Raw genomic sequence first — 24,013 nt, 5'->3', positions numbered from 1 at the left:
CGGACTACTCGTCGCCGTCCCGACGGGCCGTCCGCACGTTCCGTCCCTCCGCTTCCGCGAACGCGCCGTCGTGATAGACGACGGTCCCGCGAACCATCGTCAGGTCGGGGAAGACGCCGCGCATCCCCTCGAACGGCGTCCACCCACACTTCGAGTGGAGTTTCTCCCCGCGAATGGGGACGCTTTCGGTCTCGTCGACCAGGACGAGGTCGGCGTCGCGGCCGACCTCGATGCGACCCTTCCGCGGCAGGTCGAATATCTCGGCGACGTTGGCCGCCGTGACGTCGCGGACCCGTTCGTAGTCGAGGTCGCCGGTCCGGGCGGCCTCGAGCAGGAGTGGAAGCGCCGTCTCGACGCCGGGAACGCCGCTCGGCGCCTCCCAGATGCTCGCGTCCTTCTCCTGGCGGGTGTGTGGCGCGTGGTCGGTGGCAACGATGTCGACGGTCCCGTCGAGGAGGCGTTCGAACAGCGCCTCGCGGCGCGCCTCGCTCCGGAGCGGCGGATTCATCCGACCGAACGTGCCGAGGTCGCCGAGGTCGTCCCGCGAGAGAAAGAGGTGGTGCGGCGTCACCTCGCAGGTCATGCCGGCCTTCTTTGCGATGTCGACGCCCTCGGGGGTCGAGGTGTGGGCGATGTGAACGTCGGCTCCCAGGTTGCGGGCGGCCGCGCAGGCGCGGTCGACGGCCTCCGCCTCCGCCTCGGGCGTTCGGTAGACGCTCCAGGCGTCGGCGCCGTCGTCGCTGTCGGCCGGGTCCGCCGGCAGGACGCTCTCGTCGAACAGGTCGGCGTCCTCGGCGTGAACGGTTACCGGTACGCCGGCCTCGCTCGCGCGTTCGACCGCCCGCTCGAAGAGGTCGACGTCGATACCCATGTCGCCGGTCGAATCGGCGAGGAACACCTCCCCGAGGGCGCCCAGCGGCTTCGAGAGCAGTTCCGCCGGTTTCCACTCGGCCGTGACGCCGCCGTTGATGGCGTAGTCGACCGCCGAGGCCGATGCCAGTTCGGCCTTCCGGTCGAAGCTCCGACCGTCGACCGTCGGGGGGTCGGTGTTCGGCTGGTCGAACACGGTCGTCACGCCCCCCGCGGCGGCGCTGCGGGATCCGGTCAGCCACGTCTCCTTGTGCGAGAAGCCCGGTTCACGGAAGTGGACGTGGGCGTCTATCATCCCCGGCAGAAGCAGGCGTTCCTCCGCGCGGATGACCTCGTCGTCGGCGTCGAGTCCCGTCCCGATTTCGGCGATTCGTTCGCCGTCGACACGGACGTCACGGACCCGGCCGGCGGCCAGTCTCGCGTTCCGAATGAGCATTACCCCCTCTCGGCGGTCGAGGTTCCTAAGGGTCACGAACCCTCGTCAGGAGAGGAGCACCGCCGCCTCGACGGGGTTCGTCTCGCGGTCGCTGGCGAAGGCGCGCTCGATGGCGCCGACGACGGCACCCGGGTCGTCGGGACCGCCGGCGGTCTCGACGCTGCCGACGCTCTCGGTCTCGAAGGGGACCCCCAGCGCGGCGTACACCGGCCCGAGGACGTCGGCGATGGCGTCTTCGTCGTCTTCGGTGACGACGACACAGCCACCGACGACGGCGACGGCGCGCTGGACGCGCTGGGCGATACCCGCGACCTTGCCGTCGCCCTGCAGGGAGTGGTCGCCGGCACAGAACGACCCCGCCGGCTCGCCGGAGCGGACCGTCGCACCGACGCCCTCGAGGGCGTCCCGTAGCGTGTCGGTGGCGTGCTCGTAGCGCCGCTGGATGCCCGACCGGGAGTCGTCGGTCGGGACGGCGTGGACGAACGCGACGGTCTCGCCCGTGTAGGCGACGGCCCGGCCGCCGACGCGCCGCTCGACCGGGTCGTAACCGCGCTCCAGTGCCGCCCGGCGGGCGCGGTCGTAGCCGTCGGCCGACGCGTCCCGGCGACCGAAGGCGACCTGTCGGGGCGGCGTCCACGTCCTCACGGCCGGCCGGTCGGTCCGTTCGACCAGGCCTGCGAGACCGCGGGTGGCGGCCCTGTCGCGCTCGGTGTCCGCCAGCGACCCCCTGACGACGTGCATGCGCGTGGCTACGTGCCGAGAGTGATAAAACGCCGACGGACGAACCGTTCGTATGGTCACGCTGTCGGAGGCGGTGGTGCGCCGGTACGACCGGTTTTCGCTGTACAACTCCCCCTATCCGGCTCACGACGCCGGCTGTGCGGTCGATCTCTACTCCGGCGGCGAGGTGGCACGGTCCCCCGTCCCGGGAGAGGTACTCGAGACGCGCACTGTCCGCTGTCCACCGAAGTCCTACGCGGCCGACGAGGACCACCTCGTGCTCGTCGACTGCGGCGACGTGGTCGCCAGGGTGCTGCACGTCGACCCGACCGTCGAGGCGGGCGAGCGAGTCGAGGTGGGCGACCCCCTGGGGAAACTCGTCCGGTCGGGGTTCTTCGGGCAGTGGGTCGACAATCACGTCCATCTCGGCTTCCGGAAGCACGACCAGAACCTCCGGCGGGCGACGGGATCGTTGCCGCTCGACCTCGGCGTCGCCGTCGAGGGGGTTCCGTGGGACGGCACGGGCGAGGTGGTCGAGGCCGGGCCGACGCACGTCCAGTTGGATTCACCGACGGCCGACGGTCGGGGGTTCGCGGCGATAGCGAGCGACGGGGGCGTTCCGCTCGACGGCGGACTCGCCCACTACACCGGTGGCGGCGCGCTGGCGGCGACCGACGGAGCGGTGTCGCTTCTCGACACGGTGGTCGGGACCGCCGACGGACGCGACGTGCAGTGGGACGACGTGGCGGTGTGGGTGACGGACGGCGACGGCCGGCGGGTGCGGGCGACGGGGCTGTCGCTGTTCGCCTCGCAAGTCCCGTTCGGCGCCAAGGTGGTGTTCCACGAGGGACACGACCTCTCGGTCGGCGACCGACTGACGGTGTCGATAGAACCGACGGCCGACCCGATTCGGCTGGGCTGACAGCCGGCGCGAAGCGTGGCGAGCGGGCCGGGTGCGGTCGTACCGCTCGCCACGACGGACCGCGGCGGTGCGCCGGACTCCCTCCGTGTTCGCCGCGGGCGGTTCCTACGCCACGGCGGGGCTGGTCGCGTCCCGGTATATAGAGCTCAGCCGTGCCGCTCGCGGTGTCGCTCCGTCAGTCGCCGGTAGGTCTCGTCGTCGCGGACCGCCTCCAGGTGCTCCTCGAAGACGAGCGCTGCCTCCCGTTTCTCGGGGTCCGCCCACCGCTCTGCTTCCCGCTCGCCGCCGTCGTCGCCGTACTTCTGTCCACCGGGGTACTTCGCGTAGCGCATCGCCCGGGTGTAGCCCATCTGGAGGTACTTGCGGGCCATGTCCATGCCGACGAAGTCACCCTCTGCGCGGTAGTCGCGGAACCGCTCGTGTATCGCCTCGGCGGCCTCCTCGGCGGTTTCGCGGTCCGCGTATCCCCACAGCGGGAGGAGCTCCGACTTGTACGGTTCGACCTTGAAGACCCCCTCCTCGCCGCGACCGATGTCGTACTCCTCGGGACGTTCGCGGAAGTCGATGTCGTACTCGGGGCCGTCGTCGCCGCTCACGCCCGGGGCTCGGGACCCGAGTCACCAGTATCTACGCTTGCCGGAAGACGATGCCGTAATGGTACGGCCCCAGGTCGAGCACCTCGAGGGCCTCGAACCCGGCCGCCTCGACGGCGTCGGTCGTCGCCCCGGGGGACAGACGGAGCGGTTCGGGCGGTCCCCGTGGTTCGCCGAGGACTGTCGTCGCCTCGGGCGGTCGGTCGTGCCAGTTGACGACGACGAACCGCCCGTCGTCGGTCAGCGCCCGCCGGACGGCGGCGGCCAGTGCCTTCGGGTCCTCGGCTCCGTGGAATGTGTTCGCCAGGAGCGCCGTCTCGACGCGTTCGGGCAGCAGCGACGGCAGGTCGCGGGCGTCCCCCTCGACTGGCTCGACGCCCGCGACGCCCGCCGCCGCGACCCGCTCGTCGAGGTCCGCGAGGAGGGCGGGGTCGATGTCGACGGCGTAGACGCGGTCGACGATGTCGGCCGCCGGGAGCGTGAAGTGGCCGTCGCCGCAGGCCACGTCGGCGAGCGTCCCGCCGTCGATGCCGAGTTTTCGGAGCGTCCCCTCGGGGTCCGGCCACAGCGCACGCCACCAGTCCCGGTCGGGCTGTGCGGTGTTTCGGAATCGGTCCATACCTCGCGTGGTCCCTACAGTGGGACGTTCGTCACGACGAGGTAGGCGGCGATGGCCAGGAGGACGACCCCGGAGACGAGGCGGGTCCGTCGGCTCTCGCCGCCGACATGTCCCGACAGCGCGCCGACGCCACCGAGGTAGAGCGCGGTGATGGCGGCGTACAGCGCGCCGAGGAGCACCATCCCGACCGCGGGGGCGGATTCGGGCGCGAACCCGGGGAGGAACGCGAGGAAGAACAGCGCGACCTGCGGGTTCAGAACGTTGACGGCCAGCCCCTGGAGGTAGGGGTTGCCGCCGGTGTCGCGGGTCTCGACCGTCGGGTCCCGGAGCGTCCGGACGCCGAGATACGAGAGGTAGCCCGCGCCGGCGAGGACGACGACGGTCCGGGCTGCGGGAAACGTCCCGAAAAGCGCTGCGAGACCGACCGCGGCGGCGACGGTGTGGACGAGGACGCCGGTGGCGACGCCGAGCGCCGAGAGGACGCCGGCCCGCCGTCCGTCGCCGGCCCCGCGAGCCAGGACGTAGACCGTGTCCGGCCCCGGCGAGAGGATGAGCGCGACGGCGGCGGCGAGGTAGACCGCGAGCGTCGTGGCGTCGAACACGGGTGCCGGTACCCGTGGTTCGGTAAAACCTCTGTCGCCACCATCCGGTCCGGCGACGCGAACGGAAGCGCCGGCCATGAACAAAGCCTTTACCGGCTGGACCGTCTACCCTCGGCAAATGGTACTCGACGACCTGGGCAGTTCCCTCCGGGGGACGCTCGACAAACTGCAGGGCAAATCCCGCCTCAGCGAGGAGGATGTCGAGGAGGTCGTCAAGGAGATACAGCGCTCCTTGCTCTCCGCCGACGTCGACGTCGACCTCGTGATGGAGCTGTCGGACTCGATCCGGGAGCGGGCCCTCAGCGAGGAGCCGCCGGCCGGCACGACCGCGAAGGACCACGTTCTGAAAATCGTCTACGAGGAGATGGTCGACCTCGTCGGCGAGTCGACCGACCTCCCGCTGGAGTCCCAGACCATCGTCCTCGCCGGCCTGCAGGGGTCCGGGAAGACCACCTCCGCGGCGAAGATGGCGTGGTGGTTCTCGAAGAAGGGCCTCCGACCGGCGGTCATCCAGACGGACACGTTCCGGCCCGGCGCCTACGACCAGGCCAAGGAGATGTGCGAGCGCGCCGAGGTGGACTTCTACGGCAATCCCGACGCCGAGGACCCCGTCGAAATCGCCGAGGCCGGGCTGGAGGCGACCGAGGACGCCGACGTCCGCATCGTCGACACCTCGGGTCGCTCCGGGCTGAACGACGAACTCGTCGAGGAACTGAAAGAGATCGAGGCGGCCGTCGAACCGGACCGCAACCTGCTCGTTCTGGACGCCGCCATCGGCCAGGGCGCCAAGGACCAGGCACGGGCCTTCGGGGACGCGGTCGGCATCGACGGCGTCGTCATCACGAAACTCGACGGTACGGCGAAAGGTGGGGGAGCGCTGGCGGCCGTCGACCAGACCGACTCCTCCATCGCCTTCCTCGGCACCGGCGAGGAGGTCAAGGACATCGAGCGGTTCGAGCCCTCGGGGTTCATCTCGCGGCTGCTGGGGATGGGCGACCTCAAGCAGCTCTCCGAGCGCGTCGAGCGCGCCATGGAGGAGACCCAGGAGGAGGAGGACTGGGACCCCGAGGACCTGATGAAGGGGGAGTTCACGCTGAAAGACATGCGGAACCAGATGAACGCGATGAACAAGATGGGGCCGCTCGACCAGGTGATGGACATGATTCCCGGTCTCAGCGGCGGTATCAAGGACCAGTTGCCGGACGACGCGATGGACGTCACCCAGGACCGGCTCCGCGACTTCGAGGTCATCATGGACTCGATGACCGAAGAGGAACTGGAGAACCCCCGCTCCATCGGCCAGAGCCAGATCGAGCGCATCGCCCGCGGCTCCGGCACCGACGAGGAGACGATCCGGGAACTGCTGGAACAGCACAAGATGATGAGCCGGATGATGAAGCAGTTCCAGGGGATGGGCGAGGGCGACATGCAGCGGATGATGAAGCAGATGCAGGGCGGCGGTGGCGGCGGTGGCGGGATGGGTGGCATGGGCGGCATGGGACCGTTCGGCGACTGAACGGCCTCGCCGACGCCGAACGCCCGGCGACCCGTCAACGGAGGATATTTCCACGCTGGCTTCCCTTCCTACGAGTATGTACGACTTCGTCGTCGTGGGTGCCGGGCCCGCCGGCTCGCGGTTCGCCCGCTCGGCCAGCGAGCGCGGCCGCGACGTGCTCGTTCTCGAGTCCGGCGAGGTCGGTCGGCCGCTGGCCTGTTCGGGCCACGTCAGCCTCGACGTCTGGAAGTTCGTCCCCGACGACGCCCGCGAGGAGCTGTTCCAGAACGACATCTACGGCGCGCGCTTTCACCTCGGCGGTGCGGAGAGCGAGGCCAACACCTTCTACAAGGACGAACCGGTCTCCAACGCCATCGACCGGGTCGGGCTGGACAGGACGCTCGCGGCGTATGCCGAGGCGGCCGGCGCCGACGTCCGCGACGGTCACACCGTCACCCGCGTCGAGGAGGGACCGGGCGGCGTCGCGGTGACCGCCCGCGGTCCCGACGGCACCGAGACCTTCGAGGGCCGGATGGTCGTCGGCGCCGACGGTCCCCGCTCGAAGGTGCGCGACGAGGTGGGTCTGCCCGAACCGGACGAACTGCTCCACGGGGTGCTCGGCTTCGACCACGAACCGGACGACCAGGACCACGTCGACGTCCACCTCACCGTCCCGCGCTTCTTCGCGTGGCGCATCCCCCGCGGCGAGGCGGGCGTCGAGTACGGCCTCGCCGTCGCGCCGGGGGACGACGCCCCCGACCGGTTCGAGGCGTTGCTCGACGACTACGACGTCGACCTCGACGAGCGGTGTTCGGGCGCGATTCCCATCGGCCCGCCGGACCGCACCGTCGGCAGGCGGAGCCTGCTCGTGGGCGACGCCGCCGCCCAGACGAAGCCGTTCACCGGGGGCGGCATCCTCTACGGGATGCGCGCGGCCGACGTGGCGGCCCGGGAGGTCGACCCCCGCCAGCCGGCGACGCTGGACGACTACGAGCGCGCCTGGCGGGCCGAACTCCGCGACGACCAGCGGCTCGGCCACCTCATCCGGGCGGGCTACTCGATGCCGAAGCCGGTCCAGAGGGCCGGGCTCCGGGCGTTCAGCGGCGAGATCGGCGTCCACATGGACCGCCCGACATCGCTGTTCTCGCGGGCCCAGTTGCGGGCGCTGCTGTCGTGGAACTGAGGCCGGGGATCGGAGCGTCGCGCCGCGTACCGTGGAACTGACGTGCGTCGGCGGCGTAGCGGAGGTATGACCACCCAGGCGACGCCGACCGAGGGCGAGTTCCGCGTCCTGCCCGGGCGCGACGACGGCGAGTGGCTCTTCCTCGACGTCGACTCGACGGACCCGACCTACGTGCCGCGGGAGCTGGCGCCGGATCTCGCCGTCGGCAACCGGGTCCGGGCGACCGTCTCGTGGGACGGCGGCGACCCGGTCGTCGACGCGCTGTCCGTCGAGTCGGCGACCACCTTCGAGTTCGTCGAGACCGACGAGCCGGTCTTCGAGGCCGCCCAGCAGTGCTTCGAGCGGGCGCGGGCCGACGGCGAGCCGATGCGCTCCCGGGTGACCTACGACACCGACAGCGAACCCAACGGCGTCGTCTACACCTTCGCCGAGCAGCCCGGCAGTCGGAGTCTCCTGGCCGAGTTTCGGGACGGCGGCAAGCCCCTTGAGCCGCTCGTGCACCGCGCCGCCCAGCCGGAGGAAGTCGGCCCGCCCTTCTCGGTGTTCGTCATCGACCCCACGGAGCCGTTCCTCGTCGTCTACATCGTGCTGGAGCCGGGCGGGTTGCTGGACGAGACGGTCCGGGACACGTACCTGTCAGCGTAGCGACCCCGTTCCGACCCAATGCTGAAGGACCCATTCCTCCAAGTCCGGCAGTATGGGCGGCGATGAAGGCTCGCCGACGAGCCTGGACGAGGCGTTCGGGCTCGTTGCCAACGACACCCGGTTCGACATCATCCGGACGCTCTGGGATGCCGACGACGAGGCGCTCTCGTTCTCGACGCTTCGGGACCGAACGGGCGTCCGCGACTCGGGGCAGTTCAACTACCACCTCGACCAGCTGGTCCCCCGGTTCGTCCGGAACGTCCCGGACGGCTACGAACTCACGTACGCCGGACGACAGGTCATCGGGGCGGCCGTCTCGGGGAGTTACACCGAAGCGGAGACCACCGTCGTCGACCCGATACCCGCCGGGACGTGCGTCGATCCGAACTGTGACGGAACGATTGCAGCCCGGTACGAGAACGGGTACATGACCGTCGAGTGTCGGGTCTGTGCGACGGTCATCACCGACGAACTCGCGGCGCCTCCAGTGCTCGCTGCCCACCACGACGTCGAGGACCTCCCGATGGTGTTCAGTCGGTACCTGCTGACCTGGGTCCAGAGCGTCTCGCGGGGGTTCTGTCGGGTCTGCGGCGGGCCCGTCGAGTCATCACCGGCGCGCTATCACGACGACGCTCCGCCCCTCGACGAAGAGGACTCGGACGACGAGTACGTCGAAGTGATCAGCGAGTGTAGCGCGTGTGGCTGGACCGCGCAGTCGATCCTGGCTATGGTGCTTCTCGACCACCCGGCCGTCATTTCGTTCCTGCACGGCGCCGACATCGACCTCCAGGAAACCCCTCTCTGGGAACTGGACTGGCTCACGGAGGCGAGGGGGGTTATCACCGGCGAGGACCCGATTCGGGTCGAGGTCACGCTCGCTATCCAGGACGACCGACTCCACCTCGTGCTGGACGGTGACCTGACGGTAATAGACCACGCTCGAGAGTAGCTCGGAACCGTGTCAGTGGCAACGAGTGCGGTATCAGCACCGTGAGAGGGGCCGAAATCTCTGACAGACAGGACGGCCAGGCATCGACCTCGGAAGTATGCTGTTCCCCTTCGCCTCGACCCGGATACGCGTCCCGCCTTTTCGGCCCGTGAGGTAGTATCGGTAGCAACGCCTCCGTCGATGGTGACAGCGCTACTCCGTCCGCCGGACCTCGTGCCGTCCGAAGCCGTACCGCAGCCGGTTCGCCAGCCGCCGCGAGAACTTCCCGGGGTCCTCGACGCGGGAGTCGAACCGTTCGCCGAGCGCCTCGTAGATGAGCGGCACCGACACCTCCTGTTCGAGCGCCTCCTGGACGGTCCAGGTGCCGGTCGAACCACCGGCGACGTGGTCGGCGACCGTCCCGAGGTCCGACCCCTCCTCGCGGAACGCCTCCTCGCAGAGTTCCAGCAGCCACGACCGGACGACGGCGCCGTTGTTCCAGGTGCGGGCGACGGTCTCCATGTCGAGGTCGTAGCGGCCCTCGTGGAGGAGTTCGAACCCCTCGCCGTAGGCCTGCATCAGGGCGTACTCGACACCGTTGTGGACCATCTTGACGTAGTGGCCGGACCCGGACGGTCCCATGCGGTCGTGGCCGTCGGGACCGGTCGCGACGGCGTCGAAGACGGGTGTCATCGCCTCGTAGGCCCACGCGGGACCGCCGACCATCAGCGAGAAGCCGAGTTCGGCGCCGGCGGGACCGCCGGAGGTGCCGCAGTCGAGGTAGGCGGCGTCCGTGGCCTCGGCGCGCTCGACGGAGCGCTCGAAGTGGGAGTTGCCGGCGTCGACGACGACGTCGTCGCCGTCGAGGTGGGGATCGAGGTCCGCGAGGGTGGCGTCGACGGGGTCGCCGGCCGGTACCATGAGCCAGATTCGCTTCTCGTCGGGGAGGCGGTCGACGAGGTCGGCGACGGAGTCGGCGGGCGTCGCGCCGGCGTCGGCGGCCGCCTCGACGGCCGACTCGTCGAGGTCGAAGGCGACGACGTCGTGGCCGGCCGCGAGTGTCCTGTCGACGACGATTCGCCCCATCCGCCCGAGGCCGATGACGCCCAGTTGCATACCCGGTCCTCGACGCGCCGGCAGGTGAGGGTTGTGGTTCCGCCGGGCGACTCGACATAAATGGCCGGATAGAAGCGCCAACAACCCTTTGAGAATAGTTGTGATTGTTTGGATCGAGGGATGCGACGCCAGTACACCCGACGGATCCTGCTGCGGCTCGCCGCGACGGCCGGAATCGTACCTGCCGTCGCCGGCGGTGGGGCAGCGGCTACCGCTCCGGGAGCCGACCTCCTCGGGCTCGACGGCGACGAGGAGTGGCTCCAGCGGGAGCTCCGCAACTACGCGAAGACTAGGGAGGCACCGGCCGAGCAGGCCTCTGACTCGGGATTCATGCGGCGGTGGCAGGAGCGGAGCCGGCAGAACGGCCAGCGGTACGCCGAGCGGGTCGCCGAGGAACCGGGCTGGCGGAGCCACGCCAACCTCTGTGCGACCTGGAGCGAGCAGTGCACGGGCGACCCCGACCTCTACCGGGACGTCGACGAGCGGGGCTTCTACGGAACCGTCGGCGAGCGCCGCCGGGTGGCCTTCTACGACCGGCAGGGCGCACGCCTCTCGGGGCACCTGTGGACGCCGACCGACGCGCCGGCCGCCGACGGACGGGGGAACGCGACGAGTGGGCTGCCTGGCGTCGTCATCACGAACGGATCGGTCCAGGCGCCCGAACCGCTCTACTGGTGGGCCGCCCAGTCGCTGGTGGCCGCCGGCTACGTCGTGTTGACCTACGACCCGCGCGGACAGGGCCGCTCGGACAGCGTCACGCCGGACGGACAGCGCGGCGGCAACGCCGACGGCGAGGTGTTCGTCACCAACCAGGTCGACGCCGTCGACTTCTTCCGGTCGACGCCCGACTCCCCGTACGCGCCGAACGCGGAGTACGACCGCGGCGACGGCGCGCCGGTCGAGCCGTACAACCCGGTTGCGGACCGTCTGGACCGCTCTCGGGTCGGCATCGCCGGCCACTCCGCGGGCGCCATCGGCGCCAGCATCGTCCAGGGGCTGGACCCGTGGCCGACCGGCGGCGACAACCCCGTCGGCGCCGTCGTCGCGTGGGACAACCTCGGCGAAAGCGACGACATCGCGGCCAGGCGACCCGAGCGGGAGGCCGAGGACATCGCGACGCTGCTGGAGACGGTGCCGGGCGGCGAGGTCGAACCCCGTGTGCCCGCGATGGGCCAGTCGGGCGACTACTTCCTGACGCCGCGGCCCCACGTCGAGTCGCCCGACCCCGACGCCAGGTCGACCGGCTTCGCGGCGTGGCGCGACGACGGCGTCCCCGCCTACCAGCTCGTCGTCCGGGGCGGCACCCACTACGAGTGGTCGCGGACGCCGACCTTTCCCGCGACCTCCTGGGGGTTCGGCAACGCCCTGGCGGACCACTACACGGTCGCGTGGTTCGACCGCTGGCTCAAGGAACCGGACGAACCGGGATACGGCGACGCCGACGACCGGCTTCTGGCCGACGACGAGTGGGGCGACCACCTGAGCTTCCACTATCGCTCGAAACGAGCCTTCGACGGTCGGAACGGCCGCAAGTACGCCTGCGAGGACGTCCGAGACGGGTGTGACACCGCGGTTCCGGGCGAGCAACGGCGCGAGTAAGCGAACTTTTATACCGGGAACAGCCCACGGATCGGTATGGGCGCGACCTCGTCGGTAGTACGTGGGCTGTAACCGCGCGTCTTCTCCGTAGGCGCACGCACGTTCCGACCACCGACGGGTCTTCGCATCACAATCATGAGCGAGGTTCCAGACAGCTACGACCCCGAGGCGGCAGAGCAGCGGTGGCGCGACCACTGGCAGGAGTCCGACGTCTACAGTTACGACGACGATCCCGAGCGGCCCGACTACGTCATCGACACGCCGCCGCCGTACCCGACCGGCAACCTCCACATCGGCAACGCGCTGGGCTGGTGTTACATGGACTTCGCGGCCCGGTACCATCGGCTCCGGGGCGACGACGTCCTGTTCCCGCAGGGGTGGGACTGTCACGGCCTGCCGACGGAGGTCAAGGTCGAGGAGAACCGCGGCATCCACCGGACGGACGTCTCCCGCGAGCAGTTCCGCGAGTGGTGCATCGAGCACACCAACGAGCAGATAGCCGCGATGAAGGAGACGATGCTGACGCTGGGGTTCTCCCAGGACTGGGACCACGAGTTCCGGACCATGTCCCCGGAGTACTGGGGCGAGACGCAGCGTTCCTTCGTCGAGATGGCCGACGACGGCTACGTCTACCAGGACGAACACCCGGTCAACTGGTGTCCCCGGTGTGAGACGGCCATCGCCGACGCCGAGGTCGAAAACGAGGACAGCGAGGGGACGCTCTACTACGTCACCTTCGACGGCGTCGACAACGACGGTATCGAGATAGCGACGACCCGCCCGGAGTTGCTGCCGGCCTGCGTCGGGATGGCCGTCGACCCCGACGACGAGCGCTACGCCGACCGCGTCGGCGACACCTTCGAGGTCCCGCTGTTCGGCCAGGAGGTCGAACTCATCGCCGACGACGACGTCGACGCCGAGTTCGGCACCGGTGCCGTCATGATCTGTACGTTCGGGGACAAGCAGGACGTCGACTGGTGGAGCGAGCACGACCTCGAGTTGCGGTCGGCGTTCACCGAGGACGGCCACCTCGACGACCTCGCCGGCGAGTTCGAGGGGCTGACCATCGACGAGGCGAAAGACGAGATAGCGACCGCACTCGAGAGGTCGGGCCACCTCGACAGGGAGGAACCGACCGAGCAGTCGGTCGGGCAGTGCTGGCGCTGCGATACGCCCATCGAGATCCTCTCGCGGGAGCAGTGGTTCGTCGAGGTCGACGAGGCGGAGATACTCGAGACTGCCCGGGAGGTCGAGTGGTACCCCGAGCACATGTACGACCGCCTGGAGGACTGGACGGAGGGCATGGAGTGGGACTGGGTCATCTCACGGCAGCGCGTCTTTGCGACGCCGATTCCGGCCTGGGAGTGTGCCGACTGCGGCCACGTCGAGATAGCGAGCGAGGCGGAGGTGCCCGTCGACCCGACGACGGAGGCGCCGGCCGTCGGCGACTGTCCCGACTGTGGCGGCGACGAGTGGGACGGCGAGACCGACGTGATGGACACCTGGATGGACTCCTCTATCTCGCCGCTGTACGTCGCTGGCTGGCCCGAGGAGACGTTCGAGCCGGTCCAGTTGCGCGAGCAGGGCCACGACATCATCCGGACGTGGGCCTTCTACACCATCCTCCGAACGGCGGCGGTCACCGGCACCTACCCCTGGGAGGACGCGCTCATCAACGGGATGGTGTTCGGCGAGGACGGCAACAAGATGTCCAAATCCCGCGGGAACTTCGTCCAGCCCGAGGAAGTCGTCGCCGAGTACGGCGCCGACGCCTTCCGCCAGGCGATGGCGCTGGGCGGCCAGCCCGGAACCGACATCCAGTTCCAGTGGAAGGAGGTCACCTCGGCGAGTCGGTTCCAGACGAAACTGTGGAACATCACGAAGTTCGCGGCCGGGCACGTCGACGAGTCGACTCCCGAAATCACGGACCCCGCCTACCGCGACGCCGACCACTGGATACTCTCGCGGTGTGCCGAGGTGGCCGAATCGGTCGCCGAGGACATGGACGAGTACCGGTTCGACAGCGCGCTTCGGGAGATTCGGGACTTCGTCTGGCACGACCTGGCCGACGACTACCTCGAACTCGTGAAGGGGCGGCTCTACGAGGGTCGACCTGGCGAGCGGAAGGCCGCCGAGCACGCCCTCTACACGGCGCTTTCGGCGTCACTGCGGATGCTCGCCCCGTTCGCGCCGTTCATCACCGAGGAGATCTGGAGCCACCTGCCGACCGAGGGCAGCGTCCACGGTGCCGCGTGGCCGGAGCCGCGGGCGTCCGACCCCGAGGCGGCCGAGCGCGGCGCCGTCGTCGCAACCGTCGCCGCCAGCGTCCGGGGCTGGAAGTCCGACGAGGGCAAGCCGCTGAACGCCGACCTCGACCGAATCGAGGTCTACCTCGACGAGGAGCGGCCGCTGGACACCTACGACCTCGCCGAGGCCGTCAACGGGCCGGTCTACATGGAGGAGGGCGCCCCGAGTATCGAGATGGTACCCGTCGGCGTCGACGTCGATCACAGCGAACTCGGGCCGGCGTTCCGCGAGCAGGCCGGCGACGTCGTCGCCGCACTGGAGACGGCCGACCCCGCGGAACTCCAGGCCGAACTGGAAACGAAGGGCCACGTCGAACTCGACCTCGACGGCGAGACGGTGGCCGTCGAAGCCGAGATGTTCGACGTCCTCGAAGAACAGCGGGCCGAGAGCGGCGAGGAGGTCGTCGTCCTCGAAGCCGGAGAGACGACGGTGCTGGTGTTCGAGTAGCGTCGTCGCGCGAAGCGAGACGGGACACCCCGCGGGAGGAGAGGAAGGGGACTCGACGACACGGAGCGCCCCGAAAAGACCAGCGGCGAACCGCCAGGGAGTCGACTGCGGCAGCGTCCCGTCAGCGATCGATGCCGGACCCCGGGCGAAGCGTGGAGATACGGAGGGAAAGCACCACCAACAGGCTCGGGATGCGCCGACCGGTCTCCAGTACTCGTAAGGGGCCTCCGCGCGAACGACTAGCATGCCCAAGACGGATCCATTCGAACGATACACCGAGCGATACGAAGGCTGGTTCGACACACACGAAGCCGCCTATCAGTCCGAAGTCGAGGCGCTCCAGCGACTGATTCCGCAGCCGGGATTCGGGGTCGAGATCGGCGTCGGAAGCGCCCGGTTTGCGGCCCCGCTCGGGATGCAGGTGGGAGTCGATCCTGCTGGCAACATGCTGGTACGAGCCCACGAGCGGGGAATCGACGTCGTCGAAGGCGTCGCCGAATCGCTGCCGTTCGGAGACGGGGCGTTCGACACTGCGCTGATCGTCACGACGATCTGTTTCGTCGACGACATCCCCCAGACGTTGGCTGAAGCCCGGCGGGTGCTGGCCCCGGACGGATCGCTCGTCATCGGCTACATCGACAAGGACAGTCCCGTCGGTCAGATCTATCAGGAGAAGAAGTCGGAGAACCCGTTCTACCGTGAGGCGGTGTTCGTCTCGACCGACGAACTCGTCGACGCGCTCGAAGTTGCGGGATTCTCGGAGTTCGAGTTCGTCCAGACCATCTACCACTGGCCTGGCGAACTCGACGAGCGTGAACCGGTCGAAGAAGGGTATGGAGAGGGGTCCTTCGTCGGGATCAAGGCAACCCCGTAGCGGCCATAGCCCACGACTGGAGCGCCTCGACTGGTGGAGACACGCGCCGTGACAGGGGAGCCGGCCGCGCAATCGTGTCGATGGTCGACAGCTATCGCTGATCGACATCCGTTGGTGAACTACGCCCGCCCGCGATGGTCGACTCCCGCGACGACGACTGCGAGTAGCAAACTCGTCAACAGGTGGATTCGGAAGGCAAACAGATCGTCGGCGCCCGGAACGTTGACGTACTGTACTCCTGCAATGCCGAGGAACGCGGCGCCGAACGTTCCGTAGGCGACGAGCGCCGACGCGGCCCACCCCTCGAAGCGGTCGGCCGTGACTCCGACGACGACTGCGGCTATCAGGCCTGCAACGACGCCACTGAACAGACCCAGGATGCCGACGCCGGGGCTCTCGCCGTACTGGCTACCGAGGACCGAGATCGTCAACGCCCCCACGAGGAGGAGGGTCGTGATCCCGCAGGCGACACCGAGAACCGGGGGTCGGGTATTGATACAGTCCGGTGGGGTTCTGTGGCCCTTACAACCACCCCTGGATTCCCGATCGGTGGGAATCCACGGCCCGTCGTCGACCGACCCCGCCGTTTTCGGATCGATCAGCTTCACCGAACCGGAACTGGCACCTCCGAATATCGGTGGCAAAAGGTGTTCTCCTCGCCGAGTGGGATTCTGCGTGGGTGTTTATACGTTGAAATTCCGAAATACGGGTCGGAGGCTCATCATGGAGAAAAACGTCGGCGGCTACGACCGGATCGCGCGGCTCGTGATCGGCGCGGTGGCCCTCGTCGCAGGGGTCCTCGGCTATGCGGGGATGGTGCGCGTCGCCGTGGGTCCGGTCCCACAGGCGCTGATGGCGCTGATACTCGCGCTCATCGGAGTGATTCTGCTCGTGACCAGCTACACCAGAACGTGTCCGATCAACAGCGTGCTGGGAGTGAACACGTACAAAACTCGCGGTCGCTGAAGCCGTCGGTGCGTACATCCGCCGTCTTCAGCCCGCCACGTTTCGCACCGTTCCGGTAGTTCGTTCAGCCGGTGCCCGATGTAGAGCATCTACCGTTCAGAGAGGAGTCTAACACGGTTCTCCATCGGTATCATTCTCGTCGGTGTCGGGATCATGTACGGCATCACGCTCCTCAAGCCGCTGCTCTCGTGGTCGGCCGATTCACTCCGATTCGATGGGAGACGGAGGAGCGTTTCCTGTTTCCACGAACAGCAAACGACCGTGCTTCCCGGAGAAGTCGAGCCTCCAGAGTGGTCGTTCGAATCGGCAGTCACGTTACCACGTGAGTACGTAGAACACGATCAATCCGAGACACGAGACCAGCCCCGCAACCGCGGTGATCGACAGCTGGCCGACGTTGAGCGGCGTTCGAAACCCCCGTTCCAGATCCGGCCGTGAATACCGGAGTTTCAGCAACGCGGCGTTCACCAGTACGAAGACGACCAACAGCATGAGGTTGGCCAATCCGGCCACGATTCCGATGTCGCCGAGGAAAACGAAGGAACCGTGAGGAGTCCGACTACCACTACTGCATAGTGGGGCGTTTGCCGAGTCGAGTGAACGCGAGAGAAGACCTCGGGGAACACATGGTACTCCGATTTCGACACGCCGTAGAACAGGCGCGAGGTCGAAATCTGGAGAATGAGTACAGTGTTGGTGGTCGAGAAAAGAGCGATCGCACCGAGCACCGTCGACCCGAGTGGTCCCCACCCGACCCGGGCAACCGCTGCCAGCGGCGACGCCGAACGACCCAGAACGCGCCAGTCGACCAGCGCAACCGCCGACAATCCAACCAGCACGTACAGGAGCGTCGTGATGCCGATAGAGAGGAGAATCGCACGCGGAATCGTCACGGTCGCGTCTTCGGTCTCTTCGGAGAGGTTGACGATCGATCCGAAGCCGAGATAGGCGAAGAAGATCAGAAACCCAGCCTGGATGACGCCGAACGCGCCGTTCGGCGCGTGGAGGACCTCGGCGTTGCCCCAGGAGCCACTCGCGATCCAGATGATTATCAGTAATCCGGCGACCTCGATGCCGGTAAAGAGGATGTTTATTTTGGTAGACAATTCGATCCCCCAGTAGTTGACGCCGGTCATGACGACGACGAGGAGAACGGCGATCGGGATTGGCGGCACGTCGACGAAGGCAGAGAGATAGCCCGAGAAGGCCAACGCCACTGCTGCGGACGAAATGACGCCCATGAACAGCCGTCCGAGTGCCGTCACGTCCGAGATGATCTCCCGGTCGAACGCCTCTCGAACGTAGATGTAATCGCCTTCCGCTTTGGGGAACAGCGACGCGAGTTCGGCATAGCTCAACCCCGTCAGTGACGCGATCAGGGCGGCCAGCAGAAACGAAATCACTATCGAGCCACCGGTCACGCCCGTCGCCTCGCCGAGAATCGCGTAAATTCCGGCGCCGAGAATCAGGCCAACGCCGTAGACGACGGCTTCGAGGAGTCCGAGTTCGCGACGTAACTCCGGCATCAGTCGCCACGTCTCGCAGTCGGCATAAAAGCACGTTGTGCGGTATTTGACACGTATCGTGAACGATCAAAGCGCGAGGAGAGAGGTGGCCGCGTGGTCACGGCCGCGGCGATGCACGGATTTCGTATCTAGCTGGAGGCGAAGCGACCCTGCATGGACCCCAAGCGAATTGCTCGATTCATCGAATACCTCGGTATCGGTATCGTGATGGACGCAACCGGAGCGATGAGACGTCACCGGTGTCTGCAGTCGTACGTTATCTCGGTGAGACGGGACCGTTGTATCGTGTTCCGAAGGCAGTCCAATGTGTCATTCGGCCGATCGAATCGCTCTGGGGGAGGACTCGGGAGCCACGGATGGTGACGTCTCCGTTGCTCCGACGGAGAAACCCCGCCTTCGTGCGCACTACTCCTGGCGAGGTGCGACGTAATCGCATTCACCCACGCACTCCTCTTTGAGTGGGCTTTCACCGAGCACCTGTTCGGATGTTGCGCCACTCCGGAAGACGGTGATGCCCTTGATATCGAGGTCGCGCGCGGACAGAAAAACCTCTTTGACGTCCTCGACGGACGCAGATTGGGGGAGGTTCACCGTCTTGCTCACGGCGTTGTCGACGTGTTTTTGAAACGCTGCTTGAACCCGAAGGTGGTGGTCTGCGGGGACATCGTGGGCCGTCTGGAACAGCAGTTTCACGTCGTCCGGAATCGCCTCGACGTCCTGGATCGTCGTTCGACCGTGGAGGTCCTCCATGAGCTCGCCGGAGTAGAAGCCCCGTTCCGTCGCGATGTCGACGAAACGGTCGTTGACCATCTCCAGCCCGCCCATCACCTGCTTCGTGTAGGCCACGTTGTAGATGGGTTCGATGCCGGCCGAACAGCCCGCGATGAGTGAGATCGACCCCGTGGGAGCGATCGACGTGGTGGTTGCGTTCCGCATCGGCTCCTCGCGGATCGAGTCCTCCCACGCCGGGAACGGCTCGCGTTCGTCCGCCAGTTGCCGGGACGCCGCCCACGAGTGCTCGTGAATGAACGCCATCAACTCGTCCGCAAAGTCGACGGCGTCCTCGGAGAAATACGGGATTTGGAGATCGACGAGCATGTCCTGCAAGCCCATCACGCCGAGGCCCAGTCTGCGCGTTTTGGTCACCATCTCCTCGATGTCGGAGACGGGGAACGTCGACATCTCGATCGCGTCGTCGAGAAAACGCACGCCGAGGTGGATGGTCTCGCGGAGTTTCTCCCAGTCGACCTCCTCGCCATCGGTATGCCGGCCGAGGTTGATCGATCCCAGGATGCACGCCTCGTACGGGAGTTCGGGCACCTCGCCGCAGGGATTCGTCGCCTCGATCCGTCCGAGCTGGGGCGTCGGATTGTGTTCGTTGATCGTATCGAGGAACAACATTCCCGGATCACCGGTCTCCCACGCTGCCTCGGCAACGTGATCGAGGATCGTATCGGGGTCGGCCCGCCGAACGACCGCGTCCGTTCGCGGGTTCACGACCTCGTAGGCGTCCCCCGACGCGTACGCCTCCCAGAACTCGGCGGTCGTCGCCACGGAGAGGTTGAAGTTCCGCAGCACGTCGCCGTCGTCCGACTTGATGGCGATGAACTCCTCGACGTCGGGATGAGTGACCTCGAGCACACCCATGTTGGCGCCGCGACGGCGACCGCCCTGCTTGATCTGCTCGGTCGCGGCATCGAAGATTTTCATAAAGCTCACCGGTCCCGACGCGACGCCGCCGGTTTTCTTCACGACGTCGCCCTCGGGGCGCAGATGGGAAAACGAAAAGCCGGTACCACCGCCGCTCTGGTGGATGAGTGCCGTCTGCTTGACGGCCGTGAAAATCGATTCGATCGAGTCCTCGACCGGCAGAACGAAGCAGGCGGCGAGTTGCTGGAGTTCGGTTCCAGCGTTCATGAGGACCGGCGACGAGGGGAGAAAGTCGAGATTGCTGATCGCCTCGTAAAATCGCTCTTCGGTCGCGTCGACGTCGCCCCCGAACGTCGCCTCGGCAGTCGCGAGGTCTGCTGCGACCCGATGAAACATCTCGTCCGGCGTTTCGATCACCGTTCCGTCCTCGTCTTGTCGCAGATACCGCCTGTGGAGGACGGTCTCGGCAACACTGTCGAGTGATACCATAGCTCTAGACGGGTCATGCATTCTCTTAAGATGTGGTCTCAGCCCCCACACTCTGAAAAATCCGTAGAATCACTCCAGCGACGCTCCGCAAATGGGCGTCCGTCGGCGGAGCGTGACTCGAAAGTGGTCAGCAGCTATCCAGCGACAGGCTGGTCGGGAGTACCGCTCGAAATATCCCAGACGTTCGTAATCGCCGGAACTGACTTCCAAGACGAACCACCAGCAACTACGGCGCGGAGATCGAGGGCGTCACGTTGACTCCTCCAGCGAGCCCGCAAGTACCTTGGCTGCGGTCGCGATCGGATCCCAGACGGGGCTGAACGGTGGTGCATACGCCAGGTCGAGGCCCGCTACCTCTCGCACAGTCAGGTCCGCGTGGAGTGCGGTTGCGGCCGTATCGATCCGTTTTGCTCCTTCGCGCCCGACGACACTCGCCCCGAGAACGCGCTCTGATTCGCGATCCGCGACGAGCGTGACCGTCAGTTCTTCTGCACCGGGATAGTAATGGGCCCGCGTCGATGCGCTGATCTCGACGGACGTCGGGTCGAACCCTACGTCACGAGCACGCGCCTCGTCGAGAACACCCGTTCGCGCTGCGCCGAGGTCGAACGCTTTCACGATTGCCGTGCCGGCGATTTCACCCACTTTCGTCGGCGTCCCCGTGACCGTCTGGCCGATCGCCCGTCCCGCACGGTTTGCTGTCAGTGCGAGCGGGACGTGGTCGGGCTTCCCGGTGACGACGTTTGTCGCCTCGGCACAGTCCCCCGCTGCGAAGACGGTCTCGTAGTTCGTGCGGCCGTACTCGTCAGTGGCGATGGCTCCCGTTTCGCCGGTCTCGATGCCGGCGTCCGCGGCGAGTTCGACGTTCGGTTCGACGCCGACGATGACTATGTCGGCCGGTACCGTCCCCGAATCGAGGTCGACCGAGGTGACGGTTCCTTCGCCGCCGAATCCTTCTACCGGGGTGTCCAGATGAAGTTCGACGTCCTGTTCTCGAAGGTGGTCTTCGACGACCGTCGCGACTGACTCGCCGAACGGCTGGAGAACGTGTGGAAGCATCTCGAACAGGTGGATGTCCAGTCCGCGGTCGGCGAGTGCCTCGGCCATTTCGATTCCCACGTAGCCGCCGCCGACGATGGCTGCCGTCTCGGGGTCGGTCTCCGTCACGTACGTGTGAATCGCATCGGCCTCGTCCATGTCGTGGATGGTGAACACCCCCTCGAGGTCCATGCCGTCGAACGGCGGTTCAATTGCTCGAGCCCCTGTTGCGACGAGTAGCTGGTCGTACGGCTGCTCGAACCGGTCGTCGCTCGTCGAAACCGTCACCGTCCGTCCCTCGGGATCGATATCGACTACTTCGTGATTCGTCCGCAGATCGATGTCCCGCTCGGTTCGGAAGGCGTCGGGGGTGACCTGGACGAGGTCGTCCAGCGAGTCGACGTCGCCTTTCACGTAATACGGCATCCCACACGCGGCGTACGACACCCAGTCTCCCTTCTCGAAGACGATAATCTCGAGATCGGGATCTTCGCGTCTGGCTTTGCTCGCGGCACTCATCCCGGCGGCGTCCCCACCGATGACGACGAAAGTCTCCGTCATACCTCGGATTACGTGACCGATCCGCTAAGAGTCGGGAGACCATTCTTAGCAACGAGGAATTGCCGAACCCATAGAAACCAGCAGCGACGAACCTATTCGTATGGTAGTGGACTGGAAGACCGCTATTCGAGAGGAACGAGCGGCGAAAGACGACTACTTTGGAACGAATTCCCATTCACCGATTCCGCCGGAGGAAAGAGAGTCGTTCGACGGGCTGGAGTATTATCCACCACAGGAGGCGTACCGCTTCGAACTGCCGCTACACGAGCACGAGGACAAGGAAACGATAACGGTCGGAACGAGCACTGGAGGCGAGCAGGACTATCTTCGATGGGGGGAGTTCCGATTCGAGATCGACGGGAAGACCGTTACGCTCCAGGCGTACAAGAGTGACCCCGAGGACGGTCGGTTGTGGGTGCCATTTCGGGATGCGACGAGTGGTGAGGAAACCTACAGTGCAGGCCGGTATCTCGATCTCGAAGCGGGTACCCACCGGACGGACGACGACGCGTGGATTCTCGATTTCAACGAGGCGTACAATCCCACCTGTGCGTATTCCGACCACTACGAATGCCCGCTTCCGCCGACGGAGAATTGGCTCGAGGTAGCCATCAGAGCGGGCGAAAAGGCCTACGAGTAGAACTCTATCGGAGTGAGAACGAACGACGCTCATCGATCTGATCGACGAGGCCGTGAATCGGAAGCACAGCCGATCGAGTGACTCGGTTCACCGACATTGCCGCCGTTCTCGCTCCCGACCTCCGAACCGATCCTCTGCTCTGTTCCCCTGGACAACCGCTGAGTCAGGGAGGTTACGACATCCGACGCCGGACGAGGTAGACGAGGAGAAACCCGGCTGCGACAGCGAGCACAGGGAGCTCGTACGCTCGGTCGTGGAACGTCAGAATCGCCGCTGCCACGACGAGTGCTCCGGCGAGCACCGCATATCCGAGTTCGTGATCACCCGACCTCGGTCCATCGACTGGCTCGGTACGGACGACCACTTCGCCACGTTCGAGTCGGGACAACGTTCGATCGAATCGGGACGGGACTCGCGCCAGTGCGGGAAGCGACCGCCGAATGTCCGTCCACGTCTCTTCGACGATCGCGTCGAGTTCGCTCTCGATGAGTCCCTGCTCGACGAGGAAGGAGCGAACGACCCTGAGAAAGTCGAACTCGGGGTCGAGCTGCCGGCAGACGCCTTCACCGACGGTCCCGACCCGGATTAGTAGCATCACGTCCGGCGGGATACGAAACGGAAAGTCACGGAGCATCGTCGTCAACTCCGTGATGATCATCCGCCAGGTGATCTCCGATCGGCCTTCGAGATTCTCGATGACGAGTTCGAGAACCCGACCGACCTCGACGCGATTGACGTGTGGTTCGAGGACATCGAGTGCGATGAGCGCGTCTGTCAACGCGTCCACGTCGCGACGGACGAGCGCCCGGTAGAGCCCGATGATATCCTCCTGAACGGTGTCCGGAATGCGTTCGCTCATACCGAAGTCGAAGAGTAGCAGACAGCCGTCGTCCGTGACGGCAAGGTTACCAGGATGGGGGTCAGCGTGGAACACCCCGTCGACGAGACCCATCTCCAGATACACCTCGATGATCCGCGTTGCCATCTCGTGTGGCGTCACGTCGACATCGTCGAAAGCGTCGTCGTCTGTTATCTTCCGTCCGGTCAGGTACTCCATCGCCAGCACGCGCTCCGAGGACAGGTGTTCATAGACGTCGGGGACGACGACCCGGTCGTCGTCGACGAAGTTCTCCCTGATGTCAGCCATGATCGCCCCTTCCCGGTCGAAATCCAACTCGTTCAAGATTATATCCTCGAAGTCGTCGGCGGCGTTTTCGATCGAATACTGCTGGCGTTCGCTCGCAAAGAGGCTCACCAGCGGAATCAGTCCGCTGACGACCCGAAGGTCACGCTCGATCACGGGTTTCAGTCCGGGACGTCGCACCTTCAGTGCGATTCGCTCACCCCGATAGTCGGCAGTGTATACGTACGCGAGTGATCCACCGGCGATCGGTTCGAGTGTCGACCGATCGAGTTCGTCGCCGAGTTCTTCGGCGACGACCCGCTTCGGGTCTCCCCCAGCGTCTTCCGGGACTTCATCCTGGAGGCTTCGGAAAACGTCGGCATAGATCGGGGGGACGATATCGGGGCGTGTCGAGAGGACCTGCCCGACTTTGATGAATGCCGGTCCCAGTTCGAGCATCGTGTCACGCATCCGTTCGGCTCTCCGTCGGTGTGTCGCCTCTGCAACTCGTCTTCGTGAGCCGAACAGGACGAACCGCCGCCGGTCACGGAGGAACGCCAACGCAAAGGGCAGGAACCGAAAGAGCACGGCCAGATACCGGCGAAACAACCCACTCATTCTACCGGAAATGATGGCTTATTGAGATTGGCTCGCGATACATACC

General features: G+C 66.5%; 21 protein-coding genes. 10 read left to right on the top strand and 11 right to left on the bottom strand.

The features are described 5' to 3' along the window. Positions 1 to 4 precede the first annotated feature (4 nt). Positions 5 to 1,306 (bottom strand): dihydroorotase, encoded by a 1,302-nt coding sequence (locus NLF94_RS00990; RefSeq protein WP_254839594.1) that lies wholly within the window; start codon positions 1,304 to 1,306, stop codon positions 5 to 7. 45 nt (positions 1,307 to 1,351) lie between these two features. Beyond that, the gene (locus tag NLF94_RS00985; protein WP_254839593.1) at positions 1,352 to 2,047 is read right to left on the bottom strand and encodes a lipoyl protein ligase domain-containing protein; all 696 of its coding nucleotides are present in this window, start codon (positions 2,045 to 2,047) and stop codon (positions 1,352 to 1,354) included. A gap of 52 nt (positions 2,048 to 2,099) precedes the next feature. Here NLF94_RS00985 and NLF94_RS00980 point away from each other — a divergent pair, with 52 nt between their 5' ends. Further along, positions 2,100 to 2,948, top strand: a complete 849-nt coding sequence (locus NLF94_RS00980) for a DUF8155 domain-containing protein (RefSeq protein ID WP_254839592.1) — start codon at positions 2,100 to 2,102, stop codon at positions 2,946 to 2,948. 146 nt (positions 2,949 to 3,094) lie between these two features. On the opposite strand, the gene NLF94_RS00975 is transcribed toward NLF94_RS00980, so the two are convergent. Genes NLF94_RS00975 through NLF94_RS00965 form a run of 3 tightly spaced genes read right to left on the bottom strand, consistent with a single transcriptional unit; the run spans position 3,095 to position 4,762 of the window. Beyond that, a complete protein-coding gene (locus NLF94_RS00975) occupies positions 3,095 to 3,544 on the bottom strand; it encodes a DUF4385 domain-containing protein (RefSeq protein ID WP_254839591.1) in 450 nt (149 codons plus the stop codon). A 31-nt stretch (positions 3,545 to 3,575) separates the two neighbouring features. Further along, entirely contained in the window at positions 3,576 to 4,160 is a 585-nt protein-coding gene (locus NLF94_RS00970) for a class I SAM-dependent methyltransferase (RefSeq protein ID WP_254839590.1), read from the bottom strand. A 14-nt stretch (positions 4,161 to 4,174) separates the two neighbouring features. Then, positions 4,175 to 4,762, bottom strand: a complete 588-nt coding sequence (locus NLF94_RS00965; RefSeq protein ID WP_254839589.1) for a LysE family translocator — start codon at positions 4,760 to 4,762, stop codon at positions 4,175 to 4,177. Positions 4,763 to 4,880: 118 nt separating this feature from the next. Between NLF94_RS00965 and NLF94_RS00960 the strand changes: the two genes are divergently transcribed. The 4 genes from NLF94_RS00960 (at position 4,881) to NLF94_RS00945 (ending at position 9,034) form a co-directional block, all read left to right on the top strand. Then, entirely contained in the window at positions 4,881 to 6,278 is a 1,398-nt protein-coding gene (locus NLF94_RS00960; protein ID WP_254839588.1) for a signal recognition particle protein Srp54, read from the top strand. A 76-nt stretch (positions 6,279 to 6,354) separates the two neighbouring features. Continuing rightward, positions 6,355 to 7,440 carry a geranylgeranyl reductase family protein gene (locus NLF94_RS00955; RefSeq protein WP_254839587.1) on the top strand — a complete coding sequence of 362 codons (1,086 nt, stop codon included), beginning with the start codon at positions 6,355 to 6,357 and terminating at the stop codon, positions 7,438 to 7,440. 66 nt (positions 7,441 to 7,506) lie between these two features. Next, positions 7,507 to 8,085, top strand: coding sequence for a DUF6663 family protein (locus NLF94_RS00950; RefSeq protein ID WP_254839586.1), 579 nt, complete (start codon positions 7,507 to 7,509; stop codon positions 8,083 to 8,085). A gap of 52 nt (positions 8,086 to 8,137) precedes the next feature. Beyond that, complete coding sequence (locus NLF94_RS00945; RefSeq protein ID WP_254839585.1) at positions 8,138 to 9,034, top strand: DUF7351 domain-containing protein; 897 nt, start codon at positions 8,138 to 8,140, stop codon at positions 9,032 to 9,034. Positions 9,035 to 9,226: 192 nt separating this feature from the next. Here NLF94_RS00945 and NLF94_RS00940 read toward each other — a convergent pair whose 3' ends face one another. Continuing rightward, a complete protein-coding gene (locus NLF94_RS00940; RefSeq protein WP_254839584.1) occupies positions 9,227 to 10,129 on the bottom strand; it encodes a decarboxylating 6-phosphogluconate dehydrogenase in 903 nt (300 codons plus the stop codon). Between the two features lie 120 nt (positions 10,130 to 10,249). Between NLF94_RS00940 and NLF94_RS00935 the strand changes: the two genes are divergently transcribed. From NLF94_RS00935 to NLF94_RS00925, 3 genes are all read left to right on the top strand, one after another. Next, positions 10,250 to 11,728: an alpha/beta hydrolase family protein gene (locus NLF94_RS00935; protein ID WP_254839583.1), complete on the top strand. Its 1,479-nt coding sequence runs from the start codon at positions 10,250 to 10,252 to the stop codon at positions 11,726 to 11,728. Positions 11,729 to 11,863: 135 nt separating this feature from the next. Then, a complete protein-coding gene (locus NLF94_RS00930; RefSeq protein ID WP_254839582.1) occupies positions 11,864 to 14,482 on the top strand; it encodes a valine--tRNA ligase in 2,619 nt (872 codons plus the stop codon). 244 nt (positions 14,483 to 14,726) lie between these two features. Beyond that, positions 14,727 to 15,356, top strand: coding sequence for a class I SAM-dependent methyltransferase (locus NLF94_RS00925; RefSeq protein WP_254839581.1), 630 nt, complete (start codon positions 14,727 to 14,729; stop codon positions 15,354 to 15,356). A gap of 119 nt (positions 15,357 to 15,475) precedes the next feature. Here the strand turns inward: NLF94_RS00925 and NLF94_RS21100 are convergent, their stop codons facing one another. Further along, the gene (locus tag NLF94_RS21100) at positions 15,476 to 15,964 is read right to left on the bottom strand and encodes a DUF8147 domain-containing protein (RefSeq protein WP_491562642.1); all 489 of its coding nucleotides are present in this window, start codon (positions 15,962 to 15,964) and stop codon (positions 15,476 to 15,478) included. Positions 15,965 to 16,079: 115 nt separating this feature from the next. On the opposite strand from NLF94_RS21100, the gene NLF94_RS00915 reads away from it, so the two are divergent. Beyond that, positions 16,080 to 16,322 carry a YgaP family membrane protein gene (locus NLF94_RS00915; protein WP_254839579.1) on the top strand — a complete coding sequence of 81 codons (243 nt, stop codon included), beginning with the start codon at positions 16,080 to 16,082 and terminating at the stop codon, positions 16,320 to 16,322. Positions 16,323 to 16,786: 464 nt separating this feature from the next. On the opposite strand, the gene NLF94_RS00910 is transcribed toward NLF94_RS00915, so the two are convergent. The 3 genes from NLF94_RS00910 to NLF94_RS00900 all read right to left on the bottom strand — a co-directional run bounded on the left by NLF94_RS00910 (position 16,787) and on the right by NLF94_RS00900 (position 21,586). After that, positions 16,787 to 17,848, bottom strand: a complete 1,062-nt coding sequence (locus NLF94_RS00910; RefSeq protein ID WP_254839578.1) for an APC family permease — start codon at positions 17,846 to 17,848, stop codon at positions 16,787 to 16,789. Positions 17,849 to 18,253: 405 nt separating this feature from the next. After that, entirely contained in the window at positions 18,254 to 20,038 is a 1,785-nt protein-coding gene (locus NLF94_RS00905; protein ID WP_254839577.1) for an adenosylcobalamin-dependent ribonucleoside-diphosphate reductase, read from the bottom strand. A gap of 198 nt (positions 20,039 to 20,236) precedes the next feature. After that, positions 20,237 to 21,586: an FAD-dependent oxidoreductase gene (locus NLF94_RS00900; RefSeq protein ID WP_254839576.1), complete on the bottom strand. Its 1,350-nt coding sequence runs from the start codon at positions 21,584 to 21,586 to the stop codon at positions 20,237 to 20,239. A 100-nt stretch (positions 21,587 to 21,686) separates the two neighbouring features. Here NLF94_RS00900 and NLF94_RS00895 point away from each other — a divergent pair, with 100 nt between their 5' ends. Next, positions 21,687 to 22,226: a DUF1684 domain-containing protein gene (locus NLF94_RS00895; protein WP_254839575.1), complete on the top strand. Its 540-nt coding sequence runs from the start codon at positions 21,687 to 21,689 to the stop codon at positions 22,224 to 22,226. A gap of 172 nt (positions 22,227 to 22,398) precedes the next feature. On the opposite strand, the gene NLF94_RS00890 is transcribed toward NLF94_RS00895, so the two are convergent. After that, a complete protein-coding gene (locus NLF94_RS00890; RefSeq protein WP_350355838.1) occupies positions 22,399 to 23,967 on the bottom strand; it encodes an ABC1 kinase family protein in 1,569 nt (522 codons plus the stop codon). Positions 23,968 to 24,013: the final 46 nt, after the last annotated feature.

Source organism: Natronomonas marina (assembly GCF_024298905.1).
Lineage (GTDB): Archaea > Halobacteriota > Halobacteria > Halobacteriales > Haloarculaceae > Natronomonas > Natronomonas marina.
The sequence above is the reverse complement of the archived record's forward strand: the minus strand, read 5'-3'. Positions and strand labels throughout refer to the sequence as shown.

What these genes read in the sequence shown, in the direction of transcription:
- NLF94_RS00990 (WP_254839594.1), bottom strand. Translation starts at nt 1,306, where the DNA reads ATGCTCATTCGGAACGCGAGACTGGCCGCCGGCCGGGTCCGTGACGTC.
- NLF94_RS00985 (WP_254839593.1), bottom strand. Translation starts at nt 2,047, where the DNA reads ATGCACGTCGTCAGGGGGTCGCTGGCGGACACCGAGCGCGACAGGGCC.
- NLF94_RS00980 (WP_254839592.1), top strand. Translation starts at nt 2,100, where the DNA reads ATGGTCACGCTGTCGGAGGCGGTGGTGCGCCGGTACGACCGGTTTTCG.
- NLF94_RS00970 (WP_254839590.1), bottom strand. Translation starts at nt 4,160, where the DNA reads ATGGACCGATTCCGAAACACCGCACAGCCCGACCGGGACTGGTGGCGT.
- NLF94_RS00960 (WP_254839588.1), top strand. Translation starts at nt 4,881, where the DNA reads ATGGTACTCGACGACCTGGGCAGTTCCCTCCGGGGGACGCTCGACAAA.
- NLF94_RS00955 (WP_254839587.1), top strand. Translation starts at nt 6,355, where the DNA reads ATGTACGACTTCGTCGTCGTGGGTGCCGGGCCCGCCGGCTCGCGGTTC.
- NLF94_RS00950 (WP_254839586.1), top strand. Translation starts at nt 7,507, where the DNA reads ATGACCACCCAGGCGACGCCGACCGAGGGCGAGTTCCGCGTCCTGCCC.
- NLF94_RS00945 (WP_254839585.1), top strand. Translation starts at nt 8,138, where the DNA reads ATGGGCGGCGATGAAGGCTCGCCGACGAGCCTGGACGAGGCGTTCGGG.
- NLF94_RS00940 (WP_254839584.1), bottom strand. Translation starts at nt 10,129, where the DNA reads ATGCAACTGGGCGTCATCGGCCTCGGGCGGATGGGGCGAATCGTCGTC.
- NLF94_RS00935 (WP_254839583.1), top strand. Translation starts at nt 10,250, where the DNA reads ATGCGACGCCAGTACACCCGACGGATCCTGCTGCGGCTCGCCGCGACG.
- NLF94_RS00930 (WP_254839582.1), top strand. Translation starts at nt 11,864, where the DNA reads ATGAGCGAGGTTCCAGACAGCTACGACCCCGAGGCGGCAGAGCAGCGG.
- NLF94_RS00925 (WP_254839581.1), top strand. Translation starts at nt 14,727, where the DNA reads ATGCCCAAGACGGATCCATTCGAACGATACACCGAGCGATACGAAGGC.
- NLF94_RS00915 (WP_254839579.1), top strand. Translation starts at nt 16,080, where the DNA reads ATGGAGAAAAACGTCGGCGGCTACGACCGGATCGCGCGGCTCGTGATC.
- NLF94_RS00910 (WP_254839578.1), bottom strand. Translation starts at nt 17,848, where the DNA reads ATGCCGGAGTTACGTCGCGAACTCGGACTCCTCGAAGCCGTCGTCTAC.
- NLF94_RS00900 (WP_254839576.1), bottom strand. Translation starts at nt 21,586, where the DNA reads ATGACGGAGACTTTCGTCGTCATCGGTGGGGACGCCGCCGGGATGAGT.
- NLF94_RS00895 (WP_254839575.1), top strand. Translation starts at nt 21,687, where the DNA reads ATGGTAGTGGACTGGAAGACCGCTATTCGAGAGGAACGAGCGGCGAAA.
- NLF94_RS00890 (WP_350355838.1), bottom strand. Translation starts at nt 23,967, where the DNA reads ATGAGTGGGTTGTTTCGCCGGTATCTGGCCGTGCTCTTTCGGTTCCTG.